The organism is Rhodococcus sp. LMD (assembly GCF_056108245.1).
Genome location: NZ_CM148557.1, coordinates 5270605 through 5296333 on the forward strand (window position 1 = coordinate 5270605; position 25729 = coordinate 5296333).

The following is a 25729-nucleotide window of genomic DNA, read 5'->3' on the forward strand; positions in this document are numbered from 1 at the left end:
ACGAAGATGAGTGACTATCCGCAGTACCCGCCGAACAATCCGGGCGGGTATCCCCCGCCGGGCGGCTACGGGTACTACCCGGGGCCGCAGTTCGGGCCGCCACCCGACAACAACCTGGTGTGGGGCATTCTCACGACGATCCTCTGCTGCCTGCCGCTCGGCGTCGTTTCGATCATCAAGGCGAGCCAGGTCAATTCCCTCTGGGCGCAGGGCCAGTTCGATGCCGCGCGCCGATCGGCCGACGACGCGAAGAAGTGGGCGATCTGGTCGGTGGTGGCGAGCGTCGCGGTATGGGCGGTGGTCGTCGTCTTCTACATCGTCGTCCTCGCCGCGGCGGTCTCGTCGTCGGGTTACTGAGGGACCCGGCCGTGCAGACGCTCACCGCCCGGCTCGCCGCTCCCGTCGGGGTGGCGGCCGTGTCGGTGTGCGTGTGCGCGGCCGTCGCGTGGGCGGATCCGACGACGCCGGGTGGCCCGATTCCGCCGTGCCCGACCCGCGCCCTGTTCGGTATCTGGTGCCCCGGGTGCGGATCGTCGCGGATGCTGTATTCGCTGCTGCACCTCGATGTTCCGGCCGCGCTGCGCTACAACGCCCTCGGCGTGGCCGCGGTGCTGCTGCTGGGGTGGTCGTTCGTCGTGTGGACGGCCGCCCGGGTCCGTGGACACCGGATCGTCCAGTGGTACCAGTGGCGGTGGGCGCCGCAGATCGTGCTGTGGGCGGTGCTGGGCTGGTTCGTCGTCCGCAACCTCCCCGTCGCGCCCTTCGACGCGCTGCGCGTGTAGACGACGCTCGTCGCGGACGAGCACTCGCGCGCGAAAATGCTTCCCGCGCAGGTTTTTACGCGCGCGGGCAGCACCCGTCGCGCGCGGCTCCGGCCGGGCTACGGTGCGGCGCTCGACGCGGGTGTCCGCCGCTCGGCCGATTCGGGAGGTGATGTCCGCCGGGCGCCGGGCCGCACTCCCTCCGGAATCCACCGCGGGGGAGCGTCGGGGGCGTGGTCGAGCACACCACCGACGGGGTCGTCGACGAAGCCGTAGCGCACGAGATCCTCGGCCGGACGGAGAATCTGCCGGACGACGAGCGCGCACAGCGCCACGACCGCGAGGTCGCGCAGCAGCACGGTCGTCGTGAACCACTGCTCGGGCAGGCCCTTGTTCTCGGCGCCGAGATAGAAGTACATGCGCGGCACCCAGACGAGGGCGTCGATCGTCATCCACGCGAGCAGGATCCGCCGGTGCGGTAGGGCCAGCACGGCGAGCGGCACCAGCCACAGCGAATACTGGGGGCTCCACACCTTGTTGGTGAGCAGGAACGCGGCAACCACGAGGAAGCACAACTGGGCGAGGCGGGGGCGGCGCGGAGCCGTCCATGCGAGCCACGCGATGCCGCCGCAGGCCGCGGCGAACAGCAGCAGCGACACCGAGTTCAGGGTGGAGGTGTCCCAGCCGGACCACCCGGTCAGCGACCGCGCGACGTTGTAGATCGAATCGGGGTCCGCCCCGCGTTCGGTGTTGAGCCGGAAGAACTCGGCCCAGCCGCGCGGGTAGAGGATCATGATCGGCAGGTTCACGGCGAGCCAGGCGGCCGCCGCGGCACCGGCCGCCTGGCCCAGTGCCCGCAGCTTCCCGGTGCGCAGGCACAGCAGCAGCAGCGGACCGAACAGCAGCAGCGGGTACAGCTTGGTGGCGGCACCGAGCCCGAACAGCACCCCGGCGAGCACCGGCCGCCGCCGCGCCCAGGCCAGCAGCCCACCGGCCGCGAAGGCGGTGGCGAGGGCGTCGAAGTTGGTGAAGGCGTGCACGGCGACGAGCGGCGAGGCGGCGACGAGCGCCGCGTCCCAGATGCGGCGGCCGGCGGAGAGCGCGGTGGCCCACACGGTGACGAGCCAGGCCGCGGCGAGACCCACCGCGACGATGTCGAAGTAGATCGCCACCTGCAGGCCGCCCGGAAGCCACGACGCGGCGTCCCAGGCCTTCGCTGCGCGCATCGAGACGTACTGGTAGAGGCCGGCGAGGACCGGATACTCCATGTACCGGACCTGGGACTGCCCGTCCGGTCCGGGCTCCTCCCACGACGTCTTGTACGGGAAGGCACCGGCACTGAGGCGTTCGGCGCCGTAGAGCGGCACGACGTCGGAGTAGCACATGGCGACGTACTGCCGGTTGTCGCCCCAGTCCAGCCCGAGGGCACCGTTCTCGCCCACCGGCCCCTGCTGGATGCAGGCGGCCTTGGTGAACCAGCCGAGAGCGAGGAACACGACCGCCAGGAGCAGCAGCGCGCGCAGCGGCGTGAAGAACCGGGTGCGTCCGAGCAGGGCGTACCGTCCGACGGGGCCGCCGATGCCGGTGGACAGACGCGACACCGTCGGATCGGTCCATCCGGGTGCGTCGCGCCAGTCCGCGGAGCGGCGGTCGGCAACGAGCGGACCCGGCGACGCGAGCTCTCTCTTCTCGGTCACCCCGCGAGGCTACCCGCCGGGTGTGGCGCCGACGGGGTCCTCCTGGAAGCGGCTGTTGCCGGACTGCTCGTCCCCGCCGGCACCGGTCGACTCGTCCTGCGTCCCGAAGCCCGGCGTGTCCTCTTCCGTGGTGGGGGTCGGTGTGGGCACCTGCTGGGTGGTGGTCTGCGGCGCCACGCCCGGCATGGGGATGGTCACGCCCGGGAGGATCTCGACGTTGCGGGTCGTGATCTCCGGCGGCGTGGGCAGCTCCGGCGTCGTCCGCTCGGTCGTCGTCGGGGTCTGCGTCGTGGTCCTCGGCGGCGCCGGCGCCGAGTACGCCGGGACGCCGGCCTGTCCGGCGATCGGTTCGGGAGTCGGGAACTTCTCGACGTCGGTGCCTTGGAGGGCACCGTCCATCGTGTCCTTCCAGATGTCCGACGGCAGGCCGGACCCGTAGATCATGCCGCCCCAGCTGTTCTCCAGGGGCAGGCCCTGTTCGGTGCCGACCCACACGGCCGTCGACAGCGACGGCGTGTAGCCCACCATCCAGGCGTCCTTGTTCGAGCCGGTGTCGCCGAGCTGCGCGGTGCCGGTCTTGGCGGCGGACGGGCGGCCGCCGGCGAGGGCATGCCCGTTGGAGTACGCGGCGATGGGCATCATCGCGGCGGTGGTGTTGTCTGCCACGGCCTCGTCGACCCGCTGTTCCCCGGCGGGGGTGCCGCGGTCGAGCAGCACGGTGCCGTCGGCGGTGACGACCTTCTGCACGAAGTAGGGCTCGTGGTAGGTGCCGGACGCGGCGAGCGTCGCGTACGCCGACGCCATGTCGATCACGCGGGACTGGTACTGGCCGAGCACGATGCCGTAGTTGGGGCCGACGCCGCCCGGCTCGGTGAGGGTCTCGCCGACGCCGGGGATCTCCTCGGGGATGCCGAGCTGGTGTGCCATGTCGGCGATGGCCTGCGGGCCGTTGTCCATCTCGAGCATCATCCGGTAGAAGCTGGTGTTGAGCGACCGCTTCAGCGCCTCGGCGATGGTGCAGGTGCCGCAGTTCTCGCCCTCGACGTTGCCGATCGAGATGCCGTTGACGGTGAGCGGGCCGCTGTCGTACATCGCGGACAGCGGGTTGCCCTGGTCGAGGTTGGCGGCCAGGCCGAACACCTTGAACGACGATCCGGTCTGCAGACCGGACTGGGCGAAGTCGAAGCCACCGCCGTTGTCGCCGCCGTAGTAGGCGCGGACGGCGCCGCTGCGCGGGTCGACGGATACGACGGCGGTGCGCAGCTCCTCCGGCTCGCCGTCCATGTTCGTGCGGACCGCGTCGAGTGCGGCCTCCTGTGCCTGCGGGTCGATCGTGGTGGTGATCTGGAGTCCCTCGGTGTTCAGCAGGTTCTCGTCGATGCCCTCCTCGGACAGCTCCCGCAGCACCTGGGTGCGTAGCAGGCCCTCCGGCCCGTTGGACTGTCCGCCGTTGTCGACCTCGGCCAGCGGCACGTACCGCGGATACTGCATCGAGGCCCGGTCGGCCTCGTTCAGGGTGCCGGCGGTCACCATCCCGTCGAGGACGTAGTTCCAGCGCGCCTGGGCGCCCTCGGGGTTGGTCTCCGGATCCAGCAGCGACGGCAGCTGGATCGAGGAGGCGAGCACGGCACCCTCCTCGACGGTGAGCTCGCCGACGGGCTTACCGAAGTACGCCGTGGAGGCAGCGGCGATGCCGTACGCGCCACGTCCGAAGTAGATGGTGTTCAGGTAGGCGGCGAGGATGTCGTCCTTGGACCACTGGTTGGCCATCTTGGACGCGAGGACGAGTTCCTTCATCTTGCGGGTCAGGGTGCGCTCGGAGCCGACCAGCGCCGTCTTCACGTACTGCTGGGTGATGGTCGAACCACCGCCGGCGCTCTCCCGGCCGAGGATGTTGTCGCGGGCCGCGCGGGCGAAGCCGCTGACCGAGAATCCGGGATTGCTGTAGAAGTCACGATCCTCGGCGGCGAGTACGGCGTTGCGGACGTGCTCGGGGATCTCGTCGAGGCCCACCTCGGTGCGGTTGCCCTCGGGCGGCACCACCTTGGTGATGACGGTCGAGCCGTCGGCGGCGTAGACGGTGGCGACCTGGTTGGTCTTCAGGTCACCGGGACGCGGAACCTCCTGGACGACGTAGGCCAGCATGAACGCGAGGATCGGCAGCACCAGGGCCAGGGCCACGGCCACGTAGCCGACACGCCGCACGGTGCGCCAGCGCGTCGACTTGGGGTCGCCCGGACCACGCGGGGGCTCGTCACCCCCGCCGCGCGCGGTCGGGGGCGGGGTCGGTGGGCGCCCGCCGGGGGGCGCGCCTGCGGGCCGGTCGGGCGGCTGCTGAGGGTTGCGGTTCTGCACCGGCGGCCGGTTCTGCGGCGGGAGTTGCCGGGTCCGGTCGGCCGGTGGTTGCTGCGGTCGCGGCCCGTGAGCGTCCGGCGACGGCATCCCTGCGGCCCCGTACTGCTGCGGGGGACGTTGCTGCGGCGGATACGGCTGGGGCCGCGGGCCGCCCGGCTGGGGGCGCGGCGGCGGCGGGTACGGACGTCCCTGCGGCGGGGGCATCCGCCGTTCGGCGGGCGGCGGCCCGCCGGGACCGCGCTGCGGTGGGGGACCCCCCACAGGTCCCGGTCGCCGCGGCGGCGGGGGACCTGCCGGTCCGTTCCCGTGCGGCGGCATCGGCCGGTCGCCCTGCGGGTCGTTGTGGGGGGAACTCACGTACTCATCTCCAACCGGTAGCGCGGACGCGCGGCACGCGTCCTCGTTTCACGTCTGCAGACTTCGGTCTCGTCGGGCAGCGCGCGTTCGGGCAGTGCAATGTTTCGGGCAGTGCAGTGTTTCGGGCAGTGCAGTGTTTTCGGGCAGTGCAGTGTTTTCGGGCAGTGCAGTGTCGCCCGGGGACCTCACCGGGCGCGGCGGTTCAGCAGGGGTCGCGCACGGCTCACTCGCTCGCGGTGCGGCGGCTCTGGCCGGTCGACCTGCGGCGGGGCCGCTTCGGCGCGGGTTCCGCCCCCAGGACATAGGACTGGACGAGGTGGTTCCAGCTGCACGTGCGGCACACCTCGACCACGTGGACGGAGAACTCCTCCTGGCTGGCGGCCAGGCGGACCAGTTCCTCCGCGGTGCGGGCCGACCCGGACACCGGACCGAGCTTGTCGCCGAACACCCACGACACGAGTGTCAGCTGCTCCTTGCGGCAGATCGGGCAGACCACGTCACTGCCGCGGCCGTGGAACTTGGCGGCACGGAGCAGGTAGGGGCTGGCGTCGCACACCTCCGAGACGCCGGTCCGTCCCGAGTAGACCTGAGCGAGCAGCGACCTGCGCTGCAGCGCGTAGTCCACCACCTGCCGCTGTATCCGCACGGGTCCAGAGTACGTGCGGACGGCACGCGGGTGGGCAGGGTGTGGGCCGCGTGACTGTGCGACGCGCCCATATCGGACGTTCTACGCTGCCCGGATGGTGAGCCGACACACGCCGCGAACGCGGGCACGCGACATCGACCGGGCGCAGGCCTGCGGCCGCCTCGACACCGCCTACGCCGACGGTCAGCTCGACTTCGGGGAACACCGGGACCGGACGGCCCGGGCCATGTCCGCGAAGACGCTGGGCGAGCTCGCGGACCTGGTCCGGGACCTGCAGCCACCCGAGAATCCGGCGGTCCCGTCTTCGGCCCGGCGGCCCGGGCTGCGCCGGATCGTGGCGGTGGCCGTCGCGGTGGCGGCCGCGGTGGCCGGCGCGGTGCTGCTGCTGTCGGCGGGTCCGGCGCCGGAGCCCGCGGCCGTGCGGGAGCAGCCCGCCGCACCGGTGGCAGTTCCCGGCGACGGCGTCGACCCGATCGTGGTGACTCCGGTGCGGCCGCTCGAACCCGGCGGATTCGAGGGGGTTCTCGCGTCGGTGCGGGACCGCTTCGGTGACACGGTCGTGTATCGGCTGGTCCTCCGTCCGGATCGGGCTCACATCGAACGGGCGCTGCCGGACGACCCCGGCCGGATCGCCACGTACAGCTACGCGGGCGGGGCGCTACGGGCCCAACCGGTGACGACGCAGCGCCTCCCCGGCTACCGCGATGTCGACCTCGGCGGGGTCGACCCCGGGGCCCTGACCACCCGGATCGCCGAAGCCCCCGCGCTGGTCGGACTGCCCGACGGCGCGGTCTCGCACGTCTCGTTCGCCCACGACGGCACGCCGACGGCGAACATCTACGTCGAGTCCGGCGACCGCACCCGATACGTGAAGGTTCTGTTCGACGGCACCGTGCAGCGCGTGTTCTGAACTGCATCGTTACGATCTCCCGCATGATCGGCCGCCGTTCGCCTTCCACCAGGGCACGCGACGTCGATCGGGCGGCGGTCCGGGCGCGTCTCGACGCGGCGTACGCGGACGGGCAGCTCACCGGTCCCGAACACGAGGCCCGGGATGCGCGTGCCGACGTCGCCGGCACGCTCGGCGAACTGGACGAGCTGGTCGCCGACCTGCAGGCGAGTTCGGACGTCGCCGCGACGGCACGGGTCCGCGCGCGCGGTCCCGGGGTGTTCACCGCGGTCGTGGTGGCGTCGGCCGTGGCGGCAGGGGTGGCGACGTTCTCCTGGGTACGCGTCGATGCACCGTCCGCGCCGCTGGGGCCGGCGCTCGATCCGGCAGCGCTGCGGCCCGTCGTGGTGCCGACGCCGAGCCCGGTGACGCGGGCCGGCCTCGAGCAGTTCCGAGCCGACCACCTGGCGGCGTTCGGGGACACGCTGGTCGACGAGGTGGACTTCTTCGAGCAACATGCGCGCGTCACCCGTTCCGTGCCCGGCAGCCCGGACCGCATGGTGTCGTACACCTACCGCGGCGGTTTCGACGCGGACGACGTGCCCCGCACCCGCGCCGTGGACACCGCGGTGGTCGACCTGGCGACGTTGGACGTCGACGCCCTCGCGGGGTACGTCGCGGGGGCGCCGCAGAGTGTCGGCGTACCGGACGGCACGGTCGGCCACATCTCCGTCGACGTGTCGTACGACCAGCCGTCGGTGCGCATATTCGTGAGCAATACGGCTCGCGAGACCGGCTTTCTCGAGGTGACGCCGCAGGGCGAGCTGATCGAACTGCACCGGTTCGAGAACCGGGGAACCCGGTGAGGACTCGTCGAGTGGTGGTCGCGGCGACCGCGGTCGCGGCAGGGGCGGTGACGGGGGCGCTGGCGGGACTGGCCGCGAACGCGGCGGACGGACCGCCGCCGCCACCGGAGTTGACGTCGCCGCAGGGACTGGCCCGGTTCGTGGAGGACTACCGGGCCGAGTTCGGTGACACGCTCGTCGACGACGTGACGCTGTTCCCGGAGCACGCGTCGTTCGACCGGGCGGTCGCCGACGAACCGCACCGGTATCTCTCGTACACCTTCGACGGCGAGTTCGCCTCGTGGAGCAGTCCGCACACCCGGCCGTCGGATGCGGTGGCCTTCGATCTGGCAGGCCTCGACCTGGTCGCGGTGTCGCAGGTGATCCTCGGCGCTCCAGCGACCCTGCGGGTGCCCGACGGCCGGGTCGAGCAGGTCGGTTTCGACGTCGACGACGCGGGCCGGGCGACGGTCGCGGTCCACGCGCGGCGTCCGGGCACCGATCAGGGCGGGCACCTGGTGCTGGCGTTCGACGGTACGCCGATCGCGGTGTTTCCCTACGAGCCCTGAGGAAAATTACCGCTACCCGTTGTTACATGCACTGCTGTCGGTTATCGTCCTATATATCGGTGCGATATAATCGGTGATCGCATCACTCGGATAGTTCGACGACACGGTGGAGGAGGCCTCTTGCTCGAGCTGGCAATTCTCGGGCTGCTCCTCGAGTCGCCCATGCACGGCTACGAGCTCCGCAAACGACTGACCGGGCTGCTCGGCGCGTTCCGCGCCTTCTCCTACGGTTCCCTCTATCCGACGCTGCGACGGATGCAGGCCGACGGACTCATCGAGGAGGACGCAGGACCACCCGGCACCGTCAAGCGACGAGCGCGTCGCGTGTACCAGCTCACTCCGGAGGGGCGCAAGCGCTTCTCCGAGCTGGTGGCCGACACCGGTCCGCAGAACTACACCGACGACGGTTTCGGCGTGCACCTCGCCTTCTTCAGCCGCACCCCCGCCGAGGCGCGGATGCGGATCCTCGAGGGCAGGCGCCGCCAGGTCGAGGAGCGCAGGGAAGGGCTCCGCGACGCAATCGGACGGGCCAGCGGGACGTTGGATCGCTACACCCGTCAGCTTCATCAGCTCGGCCTCGAGTCCAGTGAGCGCGAGGTCCGCTGGCTCAACGAACTGATCGCCGCCGAGCAGTCGACAGCACAACGCAACACAGAAGGAGAACCCGACCATGGGTGAGAACAGCACCTCGGTGCGCGTGGCCATTGTAGGCGTGGGGAACTGTGCCTCGTCCCTGGTCCAGGGCGTCGAGTACTACAAGGACGCGGAAGCGAACACGACCGTTCCCGGCCTGATGCACGTCGAGTTCGGCCCGTACCACGTGCGCGACGTCCAGTTCGTCGCGGCATTCGACGTGGATGCGAAGAAGGTCGGCTTCGATCTCTCCGAGGCGATCTTCGCCAGCGAGAACAACACCATCAAGATCGCCGACGTTCCGCCGAGCGGCGTCACCGTCCAGCGTGGCCACACCCTCGACGGCATCGGCAAGTACTACGCCGAGACCATCGAGCTCTCCGAGGCCGAGCCCGTGGACGTCGTCCAGGCGCTGAAGGACGCGAAGGTCGACGTGCTCGTGTCCTACCTCCCCGTCGGGTCCGAAGAGGCCGACAAGTTCTACGCCCAGTGCTGCATCGACGCCGGCGTCGCGTTCGTCAACGCGCTGCCCGTGTTCATCGCCTCCGACCCGGAATGGGCCGCCAAGTTCACCGACGCCGGTGTCCCGATCGTCGGCGACGACATCAAGTCGCAGGTCGGCGCCACCATCACCCACCGCGTCATGGCGAAGCTGTTCGAGGACCGCGGTGTGCAGCTCGACCGCACCATGCAGCTCAACGTCGGCGGCAACATGGACTTCAAGAACATGCTCGAGCGTGAGCGTCTCGAGTCGAAGAAGATTTCCAAGACCCAGGCCGTCACCTCCAACCTCAAGAAGGAGATGGGCACCAACGACGTCCACATCGGCCCGTCCGACCACGTCGGCTGGCTCGACGACCGCAAGTGGGCGTACGTCCGCCTCGAGGGCCGCGCCTTCGGCGACGTGCCGCTGAACCTCGAGTACAAGCTCGAGGTGTGGGACTCGCCCAACTCGGCCGGCATCATCATCGACGCGATCCGCGCCGCGAAGATCGCCAAGGACCGCGGCATCGGCGGTCCTGTCCTGCCGGCGTCCGCCTACCTGATGAAGTCCCCGCCGGTCCAGATGGCCGACGACAAGGCCCGCACCGAGCTCGAGGCCTTCATCATCGGCGCCGACGCCTGATCCGTAGCGTCACAACACCCCTCGCGGGTGGTGGCCGAATGTCACATCGCGTCGACTCGATCGACCGAATGTGACATTCGGCCACACACACGCGTCCACACACGCTGCGTCGTCAGACCATCCGGCTGACGACGGACAGCGGCAGTACCTTCATCGCATAGGCGAGCGGTGTCCACGGCCAGGCCGGGACGTACGCCTTGTGCGGTTCCTTCTCGATCGCGGCCGCCAGTGCGCGGCACCCGGTCTCGGTGTCGACGATGAACGGCACGTTCTTCACCTTCTCGTTGATCTCCGAGCGGATGAACCCGGGGAAGATCGTGCTCACCCGGATGCCCGTGCGCGCCAGGTCCGCACGCATTCCCTCGCCGAGCGCCGCGACGGCGGCCTTCGACGCCGCGTACGTCGTGAGATTGCGCGGCATCCCGCGCACCGCACTCACCGACGAGATGAGCACCACGTGACCGGCATTGCGGGGGCGCATGAGCTCGAGGGCGGCCTCGCTCTGTGCCAGCGCACCGAGGAAATTGGTGTTCGCCGTCTGCACGTTGGCACGGAAGTAGCCCGTGCCCAAGGGCTGCCCCTTGCCCAGGCCCGCATTGACGACGACGCGGTCGAGGCCGCCGAGTTCGTCGTCGAACTCCCGGAAGACGGTGAACACGTCCTCGTGCCGGTCCACGTCGAGCCGCCGCACCGCGACGGTGATACCCGGATGCTGCGCGAGCAGTTCGTCGCGCAGCTCCTCGAGCCGCTCGGTCCGTCGCGCCGCGAGGGCGAGGTTGCGCCCCCGCGCGGCGAACTCGCGGGCCATGCCGGCGCCGAGGCCGGAGCTCGCGCCGGTGATGAGAATGTTCCTCCGCGTGTTCATGCGCGTCCCGCCTCGATGTCGTCGATCAGCGTGTTGCATCGCGAGTCCAGATAGCCCACGATCACCCAGAAGTCCTTGAACGCCGGGTTGGTGGTCTGCCCGTGGTGGTAGCGGTAGTAGATCTGCTGCGCGATCACCGCGAGCCGGAACAAGCCGAAGACCTCGTAGAAGCCCCAGTTGTCCACGGCCAGACCGGTCTTGCTCGAGTAGTAGTCGACGATCTCGCGGCGGGTGAGCATGCCCGGCAGGTCCGACGGCTGCCGCTTGGTGGCGAGCAGCATCGGATCGTCGTCGGCCTGCACCCAGTAGGCGAGGGAGGAACCGAGATCCATCAGCGGATCGCCGACGGTGGCCAGTTCCCAGTCCAGCACCGCGACGGGCTGCAGCGGGTCGTTCTCGTCGAGCACCACGTTGTCGAGCCGGAAGTCGCCGTGGATGACGGCCGAGGCCACGTCGGCAGGCTGAGTGTCGTTCAGCCACTTCGTGACCCGGGCGAAGTCCGGAACGTTCTCGGTGCGCGCCTTCTCGTAGCGCGCAGTCCAGCCCGACACCTGGCGCGCGACGTATCCGGAGCCGCGGCTGAATTCGCTCAGCCCCGTGGACGCGGGGTCGACGCCGTGCAGCTCGACGAGCAGGTCGACGATCCGCAGGCACAGGGTGCGGGTGCGCTCGGAGGTCAGGGCGAGTTCGGCCGGGGGGTTCGCCCGCAGGATCGTCCCCGGCACCCGTTCCATCACGTAGAAGTCGCTGCCGAGCACGCTGTGGTCGGTGCACAGGCCCACCATGCGCGGCACGTACCGGTATGCGGGCGCGAGCAGCGACTGGATGCGGTACTCGCGGACCATGTCGTGACCGGAGGACGGCTTGGCCCCCACCGGCGGTCGGCGCAGCACGAGGTCCCGGTCGGGGTAACGCAGTAGATAGGTGAGATTCGATGCGCCACCGGAGAACTGGTGCACCTCCGGGATTCCGGCGATGCCGGCGTGCTCGCCGAGCCAGGCCGCGACAGCCGCGACGTCGAAGGCGTCCTCGTCACGGACGGCGCGGGCGTTGTCGGGAATTGTCACTTGCGACCCTCCGGGTTGGTGTACTTGCCGAGTTCGAAGCGGGCCACCAGTCCCTGGTGCACCTCGTCGGGGCCGTCGGCCAGGCGCAGCGCCCGCGCGGCCGTCCAGGCACCGGCGAGCGGGAAGTCGTCCGAAAGACCGGCGCCGCCGTGGATCTGGATGGCGAAGTCGACCACCTGCTGGACGACGCGCGGGGTGGCGACCTTGATCTCGGAGACGGCGGAGCGGGCGCCGGCCAGGCCCTGGGTGTCGAGCAGCCAGGCGGTGTGCAGCACGAGCAGCCGCAGCTGGTTGATCGCGATGCGGGCGTCGGCGATGCGTTCGCGGTTGCCGCCGAGGTTGACCAGGGGCTTGCCGAACGCGACGCGGTCGAGGCCGCGCCGGCAGGCGAGTTCGAGGGCGTGTTCGGCGAGCCCGATCAGACGCATGCAGTGGTGGACGCGGCCGGGACCGAGCCGGCCCTGGGCGATTTCGAATCCGCGGCCGGGTCCGGCGATGATCGCGTCGAGCGGCAGGCGCACGTCGGTGAACGACACCTCGCCGTGTCCGCCGGGCTCGTCGTAGAAGCCCATCGTGGACAGCATCCGTTCGACCTTCACCCCGGGGGTGTCGATCGGCACCAGCACCATCGAGTGCTGCTGATGCTTGGGCGCCTGGGGATCGGTGAGCCCCATGAAGATCAGGATCTTGCAGTCGGGACTGCCGATGCCCGTGCTCCACCACTTGCGTCCGTTGAGCACCACCTCGTCGCCCTCGACGAGGGCGGTGGCGGCCATGTTCGTCGCGTCCGAGGACGCGACCCCGGGTTCGGTCATGCAGAACGCCGAGCGGATCTCGCCGTCGAGCAGGGGGCGCAGCCAGCGTTCCTTCTGTTCGGGGCTGCCGTAGTGGTACAGCACCTCCATGTTGCCGGTGTCCGGGGCGTCGCAGTTGAAGATCGCGGACCGGAACGGGGAACGACCCATCTCCTCCGCGAGGGACGCGTACTCGACGTTCGTCAGCCCGGCTCCGAGTTCGGCGTCGGGGAGGAAGAGGTTCCACAGGCCCTGGGCGCGGGCCTTGCGCTGCAGTTCGCGGAACTCGTCGGGTACCGACCACGTCGCCGCGCCCGAACTGTCGCCGCACGCCGCGAAGGGGGCGATCCGTTCCCGCCGCAGCGTCTCCTCGACGGGCACCACCTCGGTGGCGACGAAGTGGCGCAGCCGCTCGAGGTAGTCGCGCGAGCGTTCCGACTGACCGAAATCCATGAGGCCTCCGTAGCTCTAACTGAGCAATGCTTAGTTAGACTAGCCGGGCGCGCAGCACACCATCAAGAGGGAGGGACCATCCGTGAGCACCGAGAAGCGGCGGCGCCTTCCTCCGGAAGAGCGCAAACGCCAGCTCGTCGCCATCGGCCTGCAGGAACTGGCCACCCGCCCGATCCACGCCCTGTCCGTCGACCGGGTCGCCGAGATCGCCGGCATCTCCCGCGGCCTGCTGTTCCGCTACTTCCCCACCAAACAGGACTTCTACGTCGCGGTCGTGGCCGCGGCCGCTCGGCGCCTGCTGCGGGCGGCGGTCCCCGATCCCGACGACACCGACCCGCTGCGCGCGGTGGTGCAGCCGTTCGTGGCGTTCATCGACCGGCACGGCCGGCACTACCAGGCGTTCTTCCACGGCGGGTTCGGCGCCGATCCGCAGATCCGGACCATCCACGAGAACATGCGGAACACGATGGTCGAACGCACCGTCGCCGCGATCGGCGTCGCGCCCACACCGCTCGTCACCATGCAGCTGCGGGGGTGGTGGTCGCTGGTCGAGTCCATGGCGATGGACCGGCTCGACGAGCCGTCGGTGTCGGTCGACGACGTCGTCGACTGTGTGACAGCCGCGCTCGCGGCGTGGTGTCCTACCCCGGGATCTGGATCGTCACGCCCGGCAGCACCTCGATCTGCTGCGGCACCTGGATCTCCGGTGGCAGTTCCACCGGAGGCGCCGGGATCGTGATCGGCGGCAGCTCCGGCAGCTGCAGCTGGGGCAGCTGCACCGGGGCCGGGACGTTGTTCGACGGGGCTGTGACCCCGGTGTCGACGGGGACACCTGCCTGCCCCCCGATCGGATCGGGCCACGGGAAGCTCTCGACCTCGGTGCCCTCGAGAGCGCCGTCCATCGTGCCCTTCCAGATGTCCGACGGCAGCATCGAACCGTAGATCGACCCGCCCCAGCTGTTCGTGATGGCGGTGCCGTCCGGCGTGCCGACCCACACCGCCGTGGACAGCGACGGGGTGTACCCGACCATCCAGGCATCCTTGTTCAGGCCGGTGTCGCCGAGCTGGGTGGTGCCGGTCTTGGCCGCCGACGGCCGCCCCCCGGCGAGCGCGTGTCCGCGCGAGTACGCGGCGATCGGCTGCATGGCCTGCGTGACGTTGTCCGCGACGGCCGGATCGAGGCGCTGCTCGCCCGGCGACGCGGGCCGGTCCAGCAGCACCTCGCCCTCGGCGTTGACGACGCGCTGCACGAAGTAGGGCTGGTGGTAGGTCCCCGACGCGGCGAGCGTGGCATATGCCGACGCCATGTCGATCACCCGCGACTGGTACTGGCCCAGCACGATGCCGCCCTCCGGCGCGCCGCCGTTGTGGCTGAGCGTGCGGCCGTCGACGCCGGGGATCTCGAGCGGGATGCCGGCCTCGTGAGCGGCGTCCGCGATCTTCTGCGGCCCGTTCTCCATGGCCATCATCAGCCGGTAGAAGCTGGTGTTCAGCGACCGCTTGAGCGCCTCGGCGATGGTGCACACCCCGCACGATTCGCCCTCGACGTTGCCGATCTCGAGATTGCCGACGGTCAGCGGGGCGCTGCTGAACCGGGCGTTCAGGCCGATGCCGTCCTTCAGCGCCGCGACGAGGCCGAACACCTTGAACGCGGAGCCGGTCTGCACCGGGGCCTGCGCGAAGTCGAACCCGGCGCCCTCCTCGCCGCCGTAGTACGCCCGCACCGCGCCGGAGCGCGGGTCGATCGACACGACGGCCGTGCGCAGGTTCGCCGGTTCCCCCTCGAGGGTCTCGCGCGCCGAATCGATCGCCGCCTGCTGCGCCCGCGGGTCGATCGTCGTCGTGATCTGCAGGCCCTCGGTGCTGAGCACCTGGCCGCTGATCCCCGCCGCCTCGAGCTCACGGATCACCTGGGTACGCAGCAGCCCCTCCGGGCCGGTGGCCGCGTCCGCCTGCGTCGCCTGCGCGGCCGGCACCGTCGGCGGGAACTCCTGGGCGTCGCGTTCGGCGGTGTCGAGCTCGCCCATCTCGACCATGCCGTCGAGGACGTAGTTCCAGCGCGCCTCGATCGCCGGCCGGTTGAACTCGGGGTCGAGCGCCGACGGCGTCTGGATCACCCCGGCGAGCACGGCGCCCTCGGCGACCGACAGCTCACCGACCGGCTTGCCGAAGTACGCCTGCGCGGCGGCGGCGATGCCGTAGGCGCCGCGGCCGAAGTAGATGGTGTTCAGGTATGCCTGCAGGATCTCGTCCTTGGACCACTGCCTGGCCATCTTCGTCGAGATCACCAGTTCCCGCATCTTGCGGGTGACGGTCCGGTCGGCGCCGACGAGCACGTTCTTCACGTACTGCTGGGTGATGGTGGAGCCGCCGCCGGCGGTCTCCTTGCCGAGCACGTTGTCGCGGGCCGCGCGGGCGAATCCGCTCACCGAGAAGCCCGGGTTGCTGTAGAAGTTGCGGTCCTCGGCCGAGAGCACGGCGTTGCGCACGTGCTCCGGGATCTCCGCCAGGTCGACCTCGACACGGTTGCCCTCGGGTGGCACGATCCGGCTCAGCTCGGTGGTACCGTCCGCGGCGTAGACGGTCGCGACCTGGTTGGTCTTCATGTCCGACGGGCGGGGCACGTCCGTGGACAGGTACGCCACCGCGAACATCAACGCCGGCACGAGCACCAGAACGGCCACCACGGCGAGCGCGAGGTTGCCGACGATGCGCCACCGCCGCGCTTTCGCAGCGGCGGTGGGTTTTCTGTGCTGGGGGTTCGGCGGGGTCGTAGAACTCACACGTACCACTTTCTCGGATGGATCCGGGTCCGACGAAATAATCGCACCCTCTCGATCGCATGGTACGGAGTTCTGTCCCGATGTGACGGGGACCGCAGGCCGCGCAGACCCGTCCCGGCCCGCGGGCCGGGACGGAGAAACCGCCCCCGGCCTGCGGCGATACGCCGGCCTCAGGAACCTGCGCGCCGCCAGGCCCGGAACGTCAGCCCCCACGCCACCACGCACGCGAGCAGCAGCAGCGACGGGACCACCCCGGGCGTGGCGGACAGCAAACCGGCGACCGCGCCGACCAGCGTCAGCAGCGTGACCATCGTCAGGAACCCGAGCAGCAGCTCGAGCCGCTGCCGGCGCGACGGCCGTCGGCTCACGACTTGACGCCGCCGGCGGTCAGGCCCGCGATGATGCGACGCTGGAAGATCAGCACCATCACCACCAGCGGCACCATCACCAGGGTGCCGCCCGCCATGATCGACGCATACGGGGTGACGTACGGGTCGGTTCCGGTGAAGCGGGCCATCGCCACCGTCACCGGGGCGGTCTTCTCGGTCGACAGCTGCGACATGAGCAGGAACTCGTTGACGGTCGCGATGAACGCGAGGATCGCGGTGGTGAACAACGCGGGCGCCGCGAGCGGCAGCATGATCATCCGGAATGCCTGGCCCCGGCTGGCGCCGTCCATGCGGGCGGCCTCCTCGAGCTCCCACGGCAACTCGGAGAAGAACGAGGTCAGGGTGTAAATCGTCAGCGGCAGCACGAACGAGATGTTCGGGATGATCAGGGCCTGGTACGTGCCGATCCAGTCCAGGTCGGTGAACAGCTGGAACAGCGGCGTCACCAGCGCGACGACGGGGAACATCGACGCACCGAGGATGATGCCGGTGACGAAGTACTTGCCGCGGAAGTCGTACCGCGACAGGGCGTAGGCGGTGAACACACCGACCAGCAGCGCGATCGCGGTGGTGGCCCCGGCGATGATCACACTGTTGACCAGCGCCCGGGAGAAGTTGACCTTCGCCGACGGATCCAGGGCATCCGCGAAGTTCTGCAGCGTCGGATTCGACGGCCACAGCGTGGTGCTGAACGTGTCGGCCGGGTCGCGCAGCGCCGTGACGATCATCCAGTAGCACGGGGCCAGGCCCCACACGACGATGAGCGCGACGCCGACATAGGTGCCGATACTGCCGCGCAGTGCCTTGCCGGTGCCCGGTCGGCTCATGCCGGGGTCCCCTTCCGCTGTTCTTCCTGCGTGCGCACCGCGTTGGCACCGAGGAACCGGACCAGGACGAACGCGACCGCGAAGATGATGAGGAACGTGATCGTGGACAGGGCCGACGCGGAGTTCGCGCCCTGCCGCATCTGGTCGACCACCAGCACCGAGATGGTCGAGGTGGCCGGGTTGGAGCCCATCATGATGGCGGGCAGGTCGTACATGCGCAGCGCGTCCATCGTGCGGAACAGGATCGCGACCATGAGCGCGGGCTTGACCAGCGGCAGCGTGATCTGGGTGAACCGCTGCCAGGCGGTGGCACCGTCGACCTTCGCGGCCTCGTACACGTCCGACGGGATCATCTGCAGCCCGGCCAGGATGAGCAGCGCCATGAACGGCGCGGTCTTCCACACGTCGGCGACGATGATCGCGAAGCGCGCGGGCCACGGGTCGGCGGTCCACAGGATCTCGGTGCCGAGGATCTGGTTGGCGATGCCGTCGTTGGCGAAGATGAAGAACCACAGCTTGGCGGTGACCGCCGTCGGGATCGCCCACGGCACGAGCACGGACGCGCGCAGCAGGCCGCGCCCGCGGAACGACTTCGCCATCACCAGCGCCATCGCGAACCCGATGACCGTCTCGAGCGCCACCGTCACCACGGTGAAGAAGAAGGTGTTGCCGACCGAACCCCAGAACTGCGAGCCGAGGGTGCCCGGTGGGCACGGGATCGAGCCCGTCGCGGTGCCGCAGGTCTGCGTGATCCACCGGACGTAGTTCTCGACTCCGACGAAGCCGCCGGTGACGAACCGGCCCGTCTCGGGGTCGAGCTTCTTCGCGTCGCCGTGCAGCGACATCCATACCGCCCGGCCGAGCGGATACAGGATGACGACGGCCAGCACGACCAGCGTCGGCGCGACGAACGCCCATACCGGGATCCGCCGGCGCGGCTTCACGGCCGCGACCGGCGGCTCGGGGGGTTCGGGGGCTCGGTGCCGGCCGCCTCCACGGCCACGGTCGGGACCGAGCACTGCGGTCCCGACCGTGGTGGGGGGCGACTGATCCGCGGGCTCGACCTGCGGCTTCGCCATGTACTACTCCTGCATCAGTTGCCGGCGGTCTCGATGCCGGCGCGGGTGTCCGCGAGCGCCTGGTCGACCGTCTTCTCACCGCGGATCGCCGCGTAGGCGTTGTCACGGATGGCCTTGGAGACCTGCGAGTAGTACGGGGTGACCGGACGCGGCTGCGCGTTGGCCAGGGATTCCTTCAGGGTCGCGAAGTACGGGTACTGCTCGAGGATCTGCGGGTCGTCGTAGACCTCCTCGAGGACCGGCGCGCCGCCGGCCTCGGCGTAGTAGGTCTGCGACTTACGCGTCTGCATGAACTCGAGGAAGTCGCGGGCGGTCGCCGGCGCGTCGGAGAACGCGCTGATGCCGACGTTGTAGCCGCCCAGCGTGGAGGCGCCGGGGCCGTCCACGCCCGGCAGCACGGCGATGCCGTAGCGGCCGGCGACCGACGAGGACTCACCGTCGGTGAAGAAGCCCGGCCAGGTCCGCATGAACAGGGCGCGGCCCTCACCGAAGGCGTTCTGCGACTCGCCCTCGGTGTAGGTCTGTGCGGCTTCGGGGATGGTGCCGTCCTCGAACGAGTCGACGATGAACTGCAGGCCCTCGGCGGTCTTGTCGTCGATGGCCGGGGTGGTGCCGTCCTCGGCGACGAAGGACCCGCCGTAGGCGTTGACGATCTCGGAGACGTTGACCGTCAAGCCCTCGTAATTCTTGAACTGCCCGACGTAGCAGTCGATGCCCGCCTCCTGCGCCTTCGGGCACTGCTCCTTCAGCTCCGCCCACGTCTCGGGTGCGCGGTCGACCAGGTCCGTGCGGTAGTACAGGAACGCGCCGTTGGTGTTCTTCGGCGCCGCGTACAGGGTGCCGTTGTAGGTGGCCGAGTCGACCGTGGCGGGCAGCAGGCCGTCGGTCTCGATCGCGTAGTCGCCCTCGAGCGGCCGCAGCCAGCCGTTGGCCGCGAACTCGGCGGTGTTGGTGACGTCGACGGCGATGAGGTCGTACTCGTCGCTCTGGGCCTGCATGCGCTGGGTGATGTCGTCGCGCTGCTGGTCCGCTTCCTTGCCCAACGGCTTGAAGGTGACCTGCTCGTCCGGGTGCTCCGCGTTCCAGTCGGCGATGATGCTCTCGAGTGCCGTGTTCAGCGGATCCTGACCCTCGACGATCGTGATCGGCCCGCGGCCCTCACCGCCGGCGGCGGTGCCTCCTTCGCTGCCCGAATCCGAGCCACCGTCGGAGGAACAGGCTGTGAGCACCAGCATCGACGCGGCCGACGCCGCGACCGCTGCGCGGCGCATCGCCTTCGAGTTCAGAATCATGAATGACTCCCCGTTGAGATCGTGAGAAAACCGTCGTCGGCGGCACCGGGCCACCGACATCGGCCCTTACTCTGGCATGGAGGGCACCGAACCGCAGACATTCCACCCGACCTTGATCGGTTCCGTGTCGGCGCCCGGCACCCGGTCAGCCCAGGCGACGACCGTCGGACGTGGTGAAGACGTGCACCTGGTCCGGGTCGAACCGCAGGTGCACCCGCTCGCCCTTCTGCGGCGGATTCCGCCAGTCCCCGCGCGCGACGATCTGCTGCGGGCGGCCGGCGACCTGGGCGCGGCCGTAGACGTAGGCGTCGGAGCCGAGTTCCTCGACGACGTCGACGTCCATCTCGAGGCCGTCGGGTGCGATCTCGAAGTGCTCGGGACGGATACCGACCACCACCTCGGACTCGGTGACCCGGCCGACGACGTCGCGCGGCACCTGCACGGCGGTGTCGCCGAGCATCACCCCGCGGTCGAAGACCGGCAGCGTGAACAGGTTCATCGCCGGCGAACCCATGAATCCGGCGACGAACACGTTCGCGGGCTTGTTGTAGAGCACGCGCGGTGAGGCGCACTGCTGCAGGATCCCCTTGTCGAGCACGGCGACGCGATCGCCCATCGTCATCGCCTCCACCTGGTCGTGCGTGACGTAGACGGTGGTGGTGCCGAGGCGGCGCTGCAGCTGCGCGATCTGGGTGCGGGTCTGCACGCGCAGCTTCGCGTCGAGGTTGGACAGCGGCTCGTCCATCAGGAACACCTGCGGCTGGCGGACGATGGCGCGGCCCATGGCGACGCGCTGGCGCTGACCGCCGGACAGTGCCTTGGGTTTGCGGTCGAGGTACTGCTCGAGGTCGAGCATCTTCGCCACCTCCTCGACCCGCGCCCGGATCTCCGCCTTCGGTGTCTTGGCGAGCTTGAGCGCGAAGCCCATGTTCTCGGCGACGGACATGTGCGGGTAGAGGGCATAGTTCTGGAACACCATCGCGATGTCCCGGTCCTTGGGCTCCTGCGCCGTGACGTCGCGGCCCCCGATGAGGATGCGCCCACTGTGCACCTGTTCGAGTCCCGCGAGCATGCGCAGGGAGGTGGACTTGCCGCAGCCGGACGGGCCGACCAGGACGAGGAACTCCCCGTCCTCGATCTCGAGGTTCAGCGCGTCGACGGCAGGCGTGGTCGACCCGGGGAACAGACAGGTCGCATGGTCGAAGGTCACTGGGGCCATGGCAGGAGAATAGGCGACCCCGGCGCCCCGGTGTCCTTCCGGATCGCCGCAGGCCCGAAAAGGCACCACGGCAGGCGTAACCTGCCGGAGTGAGTTCGGAGAAGATGCTGACCCGCATCGGTGGCCTGCTCCGGCAGGCGGAATCCACCGACAACCCCCACGAGGCCGACGCGTTCCTCGCCGCCGCGCAGCGGCTGGCCACGGCGGCATCGGTGGATCTGGCGGTCGCGCGTGCCCACACGGCGAGCCGGGAGCGCCGGGCGACGCCGGTGCAGCGCTTGATCACGATCGGGGAGAGCGGGAGGAAGGGGTTGCGCACGTACGCGCAGCTGTTCCTGGCGATCGCCGCCGCCAACGACGTGCAGTGCGATATCACCACCACGTCGACGGTGATCTACGCCTACGGCTTCGCCTCCGACATCGACGTGTGCGAGGCCCTGTACTCGTCGCTGCTCGTGCAGATGGTCCGCGCCTCCGACGCCTACCTGCGTTCGGGCACCTACAAGGACGAGACGACGGTGCGCACGGTGGTCGAGACCCGCGGGGGGCGGCGCGTGCGGACGCGGGTGCGCCGGCCCGTCGCGGCCGTCACCGCGCGGCTGAACTTCCAGTCGGCGTTCGCGACGCGGATCGGGCAGCGACTGTCGGACGCCAAGCAGGACATCGAGCGGGAGGCGAGCGTCGACACGCCCGGGGCGGCCCTGGCGCTGCGCGACAAGCAGATCGAGCTGCGGGACTTCTACCGCAGCACGTCCGAGGCGCGCGGCCGCTGGCGCGGGTCCGCGGTGGGGGTGGGGCACTCGTCCGACGCCCGTCGTGCCGGGGACCGGGCGGGGCGACAGGCGCGCCTGGGTACCGGTCCGGAACTGCCGGCCGCGGCCCGGAGGTTGCCGCGGTGACCCGCCTGCGCGACACCCGGAGGACCGCCGTCTACGAGGCGGAATCCTTGGTACGCACGATGTTCGACCGGGCCGACGAGCGCGGCCTGCGGGTGGTGGAGCTGGCCGGATCGCAGCTCACCCTGCCGGTGGAGCGACGCTTCGCCTCCCTCGAGTCCGTCCAGGCGTACGTGGACTCGGTGCTGGCGCTGAACTGGGTGCGGGCCCACTGGCCGCGGGCGTCGGTGCGAGCGCGCGTCCGGGCACGCGCCGGAAATTCCGCCGCTCACTACGAAAGCGATTGCGCCACAATCGCACTCCCGGAGCACCACGCCAACACCGCGTGGGCGTTCCGCGAGCTGGTGGTGCTGCACGAGCTGGCGCACCATCTGGACCCGTCCGATCCGGACGATCCGGCGGAAGCTCCGCACGGGCCCGCGTTCGTCGACCGGTTCCTGACCCTGGTCGACGAGATCGTCGGGCCCGAGGCGGCGTTCGCGCTGCGCGCCTGCGGCATCGCCGCCGGCGAATGACGACTCAGCGGAGATCGGAACGATGTGACCTGTTCTTGAACCTTCCTTGGGCGTTCCTTACCGCATGCGTGAGATTGTCCCCGAACCCCTTGACGCGCCCGGAGACCTGACCGCGCCGACCCACGCTCTGCAGGTTCCTGTTTCCGGTCCGCTTACCCAAGTTGTACCGGGTCTTGCCGACCATCTCCTCGGCCTTGTGCATCACCTTGTTGGCGAGGTGAGCCATGATGCCCTCCTTGTGGATTCCGGTGGGGACGCAACTGCGCCCGTCGAGTGTTGCGATACCCCCGTCGCGCCGGCGGGAAACGCCTCCGAGACGTACCGATCGGTCTGGTAGCACACCGCCGTCGCGCCGGATGGGCATTCCGGTCGATCGTCAGCGAATCGATGTTTGGAATGCGTAGTGTGGGCTACATCACATTCGAACCGCACCGCGGGCCCACCGCATCGGACGAGACACCGTGCGCAGCCGGGAACCTGCCCGCAACAGCGGCCACATGCAGGCGAAGGAGATTGGTCATGAAAGGTGGGGCACGAGTCGCCGCCGGGGTGAGTATCGGATACTTCCTCGGACGCACGCACAAGATGCGGCTGGCGTTGATGCTCGCGGGGGCAGGCCTGACGGGACGGCTGCCGAACAACCCGCAGGACATCCTCAAGCGTGGGGCCTCGATGGTCGGGTCCTCACCGGAACTCGTCAAGATCACCGATTCGGTCCGTGGCGAGCTGATGAGCGCCGCCCGCGCGGCCGCGGTCACCGCCGCGAGCAATCGGATCGACTCGCTCAACGAGCGGCTCCAACAGCGGGCCACCGGGCGTCCCAAGGCTTCCGAGGAGGAGCCGGAGGAAGAGGAGTACGCCGACGAGGGTCCCGAAGACGAGTACGCGGAGGGCGAATACGAACCGGCCGAGGAGTCCGCCGAGGAGGAGTATCCCGAGGAGGAAACCGACGAGGAGGAAGCCCCCGAGGAGGGAGAAGGCGCTCCGGAAGAGGCCGAGGAAGCGGAAGAAGAGGCCCCGAAGCCCGCCCGGCGGCGACCGGCCGCCAGGCGACGCACCGGCGAATCCACGAGCCGTCCCAAGACATCCCGAGCCAAGTCGAAGGCGAAGGAACCGGAGGAGTCCGGCGACGAGGACGAGGAGCCGGCGAAGCCCCGGCGACGCAGCACCCGCGCCGAGGCATCCGCCTCCGGGCGCGCTCCGGTCCGGCGCACGAGGAAGTGAGTTCGATGACGCGATCACTCGAAGACGCCACCCGCCGGCTGGGCAAGACCGCCAAGGAGACGGCCGGCAAGGCCGGAAAGACCGCCGCCGGCACGGCGGGACAGGCCGGAAAGACGGCGAGCGGGGCTGCCGGCAGCGCCGGCAAAGCGGCACAGGACCTCTCGCCCACCAAGCACCTGCAGAAGTCACTGCAGGGCCTGGCCGGCACGTTCGCCGAGCGTGCCCTGTCGACGGTCTCCGACAAGGTGACCGGAACGGCCGGGCGCCTCAACGACTATGCCGAGGGCGGGGGAGGGAATCTGCTCGGCGCGATCACCGGTGTGCAGAAGTCCGCCGAGGGGAAGTCTCCGATCACCGCGGCGCTGAGCGGCGGCTTCGAGAACGTCAAGCAGACCGCCAAGGACAAGTTCGACGACGTCAAGGAATCCCTCGGCGGCGGCGAAGGCAAGGGTAAGGGCGGCGGCAACAAGAAGCTCAAGCTCACCAACATCGTCGAGCAGATCGACGTCGGTGTTCCGATCGACCTCGCCTACGACCTGTGGACGCAGTTCGCCGACTGGCCGAAGTTCATGAAGAAGGTCGAGCAGGTCGAGCAGGCCTCCGACGAGAAGCTGCAATGGACCGGGAAGGTCTTCTGGTCCCGGCGCAACTGGGAGTCGACGATCCTCGAACAGGTTCCGTTCGATCGGATCGTGTGGCGCTCGAAGGGCGCCAAGGGCTACATCGACGGGGCGGTGACCTTCCACGAGCTCGCCGACAATCTGACCCGGATCATCATGGTGCTCGAGTACCACCCGCGGGGGTTGTTCGAGAAGACCGCCAACCTGTGGCGCGCCGTCGGCCGACGAGCGCGCTTGGAACTCAAGCACTTCGAGCGGCACGTGATGACGGAGGCCGTCCTGCACCCGGACGACGTCGTCGGCTGGCACGGGGAGATCCGTGACAGCGAGGTCGTCAAGGACGACGAGACCGCCCGGCGCGAGGAGGAGGAGGAGGAGCAGGAACAGGAGGAGGACGTCGGGGACGAAGGTTCGGAGGACGAACTCCCCGAGGACGAGACCGAGGACGAGACCGAGGACGAACTCCCCGAGGAGCAGGACGAGGAGGACGAAGGTCTGCAGGACGAGACCGAAGAGGAGCCTGAGGAGCCCGAGGAGGAGGACGAGGAGGCACCGGCACGGCGACGTCGCGGGGGCGCAGGCACACGTAGGGGCGCCCGGCGAGGAGCACGCACATGACCATCCAACCCGCCGGCGGCGGGGGCGGCGGAGGCGGCGGCGGCACGATGGCCCGGCCGAACTCCTCCGGTCTCGCCGACGTCATCGACACGATCCTGGACAAGGGCCTCGTCATCGATGCGTTCGTGCGAGTGTCGCTGGTGGGCATCGAGCTGCTGACCATCGACGCACGCATCGTGGTGGCCAGCGTCGACACCTATCTGCGGTTCGCCGAGGCGGTGAACCGCCTGGAGATCTCCGACAACGAGCCGAAGGGCCTGCCGGACCTCGTCGGTGACATCACCCAGGGCGGGGCGAAGCACAAGACCAAGGGCGCGCTCGAGGCCGCGGGCGAGAAGGTCATGGACTTCCTCGGCGACGTCGAGGACAAGCGGCAGACGGCGAGCCGACCGAAGCGAAGGGGGGATTGATGTCCACCGATCAGGCCGCAGAGGCACCCGAGAGCGAGGGCGGGCAGAGCACCGCGATGTACGTCTACGGCATCGTGCCGGGCGACGTGGAGCCCGAGGAGCACGCGAAGGGCGTGGGAAAACCCCCGAGCGACGTCGCGGTGGTGCGTCACGGCGACGTCGCCGCCCTCGTCAGCGAGATCTCCGTCGACCGGCCGCTCGGCACGCCCGACGACCTGAAGGCGCACGCCGAACTGCTGGACGGTTCCGCGGCCGTCGCGCCCGTGCTGCCGTTGCGGTTCGGGGCGGTGATGACGGACGCCGAGTCGGTCGAGAAGGAACTGCTCGAGGAGAACCACGACGAGCTGAAGGCGGCCCTCGACGAGCTCGAGGGCCGGGCACAGTTCGTGATCAAGGGCCGCTACGTCGAGAACGCCGTGCTGCGCGAGGTGCTCGACGAGAACTCGGAGGCTGCCCGGCTGCGCGAGGAGATCCGCGACAAGTCGGAGGACGCCACCCGCGACGCCCGCATGGCGCTCGGGGAGATCATCACCCAGGCGATCGAGGCCAAACGCGCCGAGGACACCCGTCGGGTGATCGACACCCTCGAGGCCCTCGAACCGATGGTCAACGAGCGGCAGCCCACCCACGAGGAGGACGCGGCGCACATCGCCGTCCTCGTCGAGCTCGACCGGCAGGGCGAACTCGAGGAGGCGGTCGGCTCCCTCGCGCAGGAATGGGACGGCCGCGTCGAGATGACGCTGCTGGGCCCGATGGCGGCGTACGACTTCGTGATGAAGCGGGAACCGGAGGGCTGACGC

The 25729-nt window shown here is 69.8% G+C and carries 27 protein-coding genes; 14 read left to right on the forward strand and 13 right to left on the reverse strand.

Features of this window, described 5'->3' with window-relative positions; genetic code table 11:
• The first annotated feature begins 6 nt into the window (after positions 1-6).
• Together ACWPQI_RS24195 and ACWPQI_RS24200 are read left to right on the forward strand one after the other, a co-directional pair.
• A complete protein-coding gene (locus ACWPQI_RS24195) occupies positions 7-357 on the forward strand; it encodes a CD225/dispanin family protein (protein WP_010596252.1) in 351 nt (116 codons plus the stop codon).
• Positions 358-368: 11 nt separating this feature from the next.
• Positions 369-782 (forward strand): DUF2752 domain-containing protein, encoded by a 414-nt coding sequence (locus tag ACWPQI_RS24200; RefSeq protein ID WP_010596253.1) that lies wholly within the window; start codon positions 369-371, stop codon positions 780-782.
• Between the two features lie 98 nt (positions 783-880).
• Here the strand turns inward: ACWPQI_RS24200 and ACWPQI_RS24205 are convergent, their stop codons facing one another.
• The 3 genes from ACWPQI_RS24205 to ACWPQI_RS24215 all read right to left on the reverse strand — a co-directional run bounded on the left by ACWPQI_RS24205 (position 881) and on the right by ACWPQI_RS24215 (position 5795).
• Complete coding sequence (locus ACWPQI_RS24205; RefSeq protein WP_099528095.1) at positions 881-2458, reverse strand: glycosyltransferase family 87 protein; 1578 nt, start codon at positions 2456-2458, stop codon at positions 881-883.
• 9 nt (positions 2459-2467) lie between these two features.
• Positions 2468-4900: a transglycosylase domain-containing protein gene (locus ACWPQI_RS24210; RefSeq protein WP_230831593.1), complete on the reverse strand. Its 2433-nt coding sequence runs from the start codon at positions 4898-4900 to the stop codon at positions 2468-2470.
• A 493-nt stretch (positions 4901-5393) separates the two neighbouring features.
• Positions 5394-5795 (reverse strand): DUF5318 family protein, encoded by a 402-nt coding sequence (locus ACWPQI_RS24215; RefSeq protein ID WP_003934936.1) that lies wholly within the window; start codon positions 5793-5795, stop codon positions 5394-5396.
• A gap of 115 nt (positions 5796-5910) precedes the next feature.
• Here ACWPQI_RS24215 and ACWPQI_RS24220 point away from each other — a divergent pair, with 115 nt between their 5' ends.
• From ACWPQI_RS24220 to ACWPQI_RS24240, 5 genes are all read left to right on the forward strand, one after another.
• Positions 5911-6726 carry a DUF1707 SHOCT-like domain-containing protein gene (locus ACWPQI_RS24220; protein WP_010596257.1) on the forward strand — a complete coding sequence of 272 codons (816 nt, stop codon included), beginning with the start codon at positions 5911-5913 and terminating at the stop codon, positions 6724-6726.
• 23 nt (positions 6727-6749) lie between these two features.
• The gene (locus tag ACWPQI_RS24225; protein ID WP_048771263.1) at positions 6750-7571 is read left to right on the forward strand and encodes a DUF1707 SHOCT-like domain-containing protein; all 822 of its coding nucleotides are present in this window, start codon (positions 6750-6752) and stop codon (positions 7569-7571) included.
• Complete coding sequence (locus ACWPQI_RS24230) at positions 7568-8119, forward strand: hypothetical protein (RefSeq protein ID WP_235435224.1); 552 nt, start codon at positions 7568-7570, stop codon at positions 8117-8119. Before ACWPQI_RS24225 ends, ACWPQI_RS24230 begins: the two co-directional genes overlap by 4 nt.
• 120 nt (positions 8120-8239) lie before the next feature.
• Positions 8240-8797: a PadR family transcriptional regulator gene (locus ACWPQI_RS24235; protein ID WP_010596260.1), complete on the forward strand. Its 558-nt coding sequence runs from the start codon at positions 8240-8242 to the stop codon at positions 8795-8797.
• On the forward strand, positions 8790-9878 hold the full coding sequence (locus ACWPQI_RS24240) for an inositol-3-phosphate synthase (RefSeq protein ID WP_010596261.1): 1089 nt from the start codon (positions 8790-8792) through the stop codon (positions 9876-9878). The genes ACWPQI_RS24235 and ACWPQI_RS24240 overlap by 8 nt, the downstream gene beginning before the upstream one ends.
• A 112-nt stretch (positions 9879-9990) precedes the next feature.
• Here ACWPQI_RS24240 and ACWPQI_RS24245 read toward each other — a convergent pair whose 3' ends face one another.
• From ACWPQI_RS24245 to ACWPQI_RS24255, 3 genes are read right to left on the reverse strand one after another with little or no spacing between them, the layout of a single operon-like run.
• Positions 9991-10743 (reverse strand): SDR family oxidoreductase, encoded by a 753-nt coding sequence (locus tag ACWPQI_RS24245; protein WP_017681644.1) that lies wholly within the window; start codon positions 10741-10743, stop codon positions 9991-9993.
• Complete coding sequence (locus ACWPQI_RS24250; RefSeq protein WP_474738542.1) at positions 10740-11810, reverse strand: phosphotransferase family protein; 1071 nt, start codon at positions 11808-11810, stop codon at positions 10740-10742. The genes ACWPQI_RS24245 and ACWPQI_RS24250 overlap by 4 nt, the downstream gene beginning before the upstream one ends.
• Entirely contained in the window at positions 11807-13057 is a 1251-nt protein-coding gene (locus ACWPQI_RS24255; protein ID WP_124258491.1) for an acyl-CoA dehydrogenase family protein, read from the reverse strand. Before ACWPQI_RS24255 ends, ACWPQI_RS24250 begins: the two co-directional genes overlap by 4 nt.
• Before the next feature lie 82 nt (positions 13058-13139).
• On the opposite strand from ACWPQI_RS24255, the gene ACWPQI_RS24260 reads away from it, so the two are divergent.
• Positions 13140-13796 carry a TetR/AcrR family transcriptional regulator gene (locus ACWPQI_RS24260; protein WP_017681641.1) on the forward strand — a complete coding sequence of 219 codons (657 nt, stop codon included), beginning with the start codon at positions 13140-13142 and terminating at the stop codon, positions 13794-13796.
• On the opposite strand, the gene ACWPQI_RS24265 is transcribed toward ACWPQI_RS24260, so the two are convergent.
• The 6 genes from ACWPQI_RS24265 to ACWPQI_RS24290 form a co-directional block, all read right to left on the reverse strand.
• Positions 13699-15840, reverse strand: coding sequence for a transglycosylase domain-containing protein (locus tag ACWPQI_RS24265; RefSeq protein ID WP_010596266.1), 2142 nt, complete (start codon positions 15838-15840; stop codon positions 13699-13701). The two genes, ACWPQI_RS24260 and ACWPQI_RS24265, sit on opposite strands and share 98 nt — an antisense overlap.
• 170 nt (positions 15841-16010) lie before the next feature.
• On the reverse strand, positions 16011-16208 hold the full coding sequence (locus ACWPQI_RS24270; RefSeq protein ID WP_010596267.1) for a hypothetical protein: 198 nt from the start codon (positions 16206-16208) through the stop codon (positions 16011-16013).
• Positions 16205-17056: a carbohydrate ABC transporter permease gene (locus tag ACWPQI_RS24275; protein ID WP_010596268.1), complete on the reverse strand. Its 852-nt coding sequence runs from the start codon at positions 17054-17056 to the stop codon at positions 16205-16207. The genes ACWPQI_RS24270 and ACWPQI_RS24275 overlap by 4 nt, the downstream gene beginning before the upstream one ends.
• The gene (locus ACWPQI_RS24280) at positions 17053-18135 is read right to left on the reverse strand and encodes a carbohydrate ABC transporter permease (RefSeq protein ID WP_040272965.1); all 1083 of its coding nucleotides are present in this window, start codon (positions 18133-18135) and stop codon (positions 17053-17055) included. The genes ACWPQI_RS24275 and ACWPQI_RS24280 overlap by 4 nt, the downstream gene beginning before the upstream one ends.
• A 14-nt stretch (positions 18136-18149) precedes the next feature.
• Positions 18150-19427: an ABC transporter substrate-binding protein gene (locus ACWPQI_RS24285; protein ID WP_010596270.1), complete on the reverse strand. Its 1278-nt coding sequence runs from the start codon at positions 19425-19427 to the stop codon at positions 18150-18152.
• A gap of 145 nt (positions 19428-19572) precedes the next feature.
• Positions 19573-20646, reverse strand: coding sequence for an ABC transporter ATP-binding protein (locus tag ACWPQI_RS24290; RefSeq protein WP_010596271.1), 1074 nt, complete (start codon positions 20644-20646; stop codon positions 19573-19575).
• An 89-nt stretch (positions 20647-20735) separates the two neighbouring features.
• On the opposite strand from ACWPQI_RS24290, the gene ACWPQI_RS24295 reads away from it, so the two are divergent.
• Both ACWPQI_RS24295 and ACWPQI_RS24300 read left to right on the forward strand, forming a co-directional pair.
• Complete coding sequence (locus ACWPQI_RS24295) at positions 20736-21545, forward strand: DUF2786 domain-containing protein (protein ID WP_162919344.1); 810 nt, start codon at positions 20736-20738, stop codon at positions 21543-21545.
• Positions 21542-22057, forward strand: a complete 516-nt coding sequence (locus tag ACWPQI_RS24300; RefSeq protein WP_017681637.1) for a TIGR04338 family metallohydrolase — start codon at positions 21542-21544, stop codon at positions 22055-22057. The genes ACWPQI_RS24295 and ACWPQI_RS24300 overlap by 4 nt, the downstream gene beginning before the upstream one ends.
• A 4-nt stretch (positions 22058-22061) precedes the next feature.
• Here ACWPQI_RS24300 and ACWPQI_RS24305 read toward each other — a convergent pair whose 3' ends face one another.
• Positions 22062-22283, reverse strand: a complete 222-nt coding sequence (locus ACWPQI_RS24305) for a CsbD family protein (RefSeq protein ID WP_040272969.1) — start codon at positions 22281-22283, stop codon at positions 22062-22064.
• 293 nt (positions 22284-22576) lie between these two features.
• Here ACWPQI_RS24305 and ACWPQI_RS24310 point away from each other — a divergent pair, with 293 nt between their 5' ends.
• Genes ACWPQI_RS24310 through ACWPQI_RS24325 form a run of 4 tightly spaced genes read left to right on the forward strand, consistent with a single transcriptional unit; the run spans position 22577 to position 25726 of the window.
• Positions 22577-23281: a hypothetical protein gene (locus ACWPQI_RS24310; protein WP_026137977.1), complete on the forward strand. Its 705-nt coding sequence runs from the start codon at positions 22577-22579 to the stop codon at positions 23279-23281.
• Between the two features lie 5 nt (positions 23282-23286).
• Positions 23287-24519, forward strand: a complete 1233-nt coding sequence (locus ACWPQI_RS24315; RefSeq protein WP_474738543.1) for an SRPBCC family protein — start codon at positions 23287-23289, stop codon at positions 24517-24519.
• Positions 24516-24929: a gas vesicle protein GvpJ gene (gene gvpJ, locus ACWPQI_RS24320; RefSeq protein WP_017681635.1), complete on the forward strand. Its 414-nt coding sequence runs from the start codon at positions 24516-24518 to the stop codon at positions 24927-24929. The genes ACWPQI_RS24315 and gvpJ overlap by 4 nt, the downstream gene beginning before the upstream one ends.
• Positions 24929-25726, forward strand: a complete 798-nt coding sequence (locus tag ACWPQI_RS24325) for a GvpL/GvpF family gas vesicle protein (protein ID WP_040272973.1) — start codon at positions 24929-24931, stop codon at positions 25724-25726. The genes gvpJ and ACWPQI_RS24325 overlap by 1 nt, the downstream gene beginning before the upstream one ends.
• Positions 25727-25729: the final 3 nt, after the last annotated feature.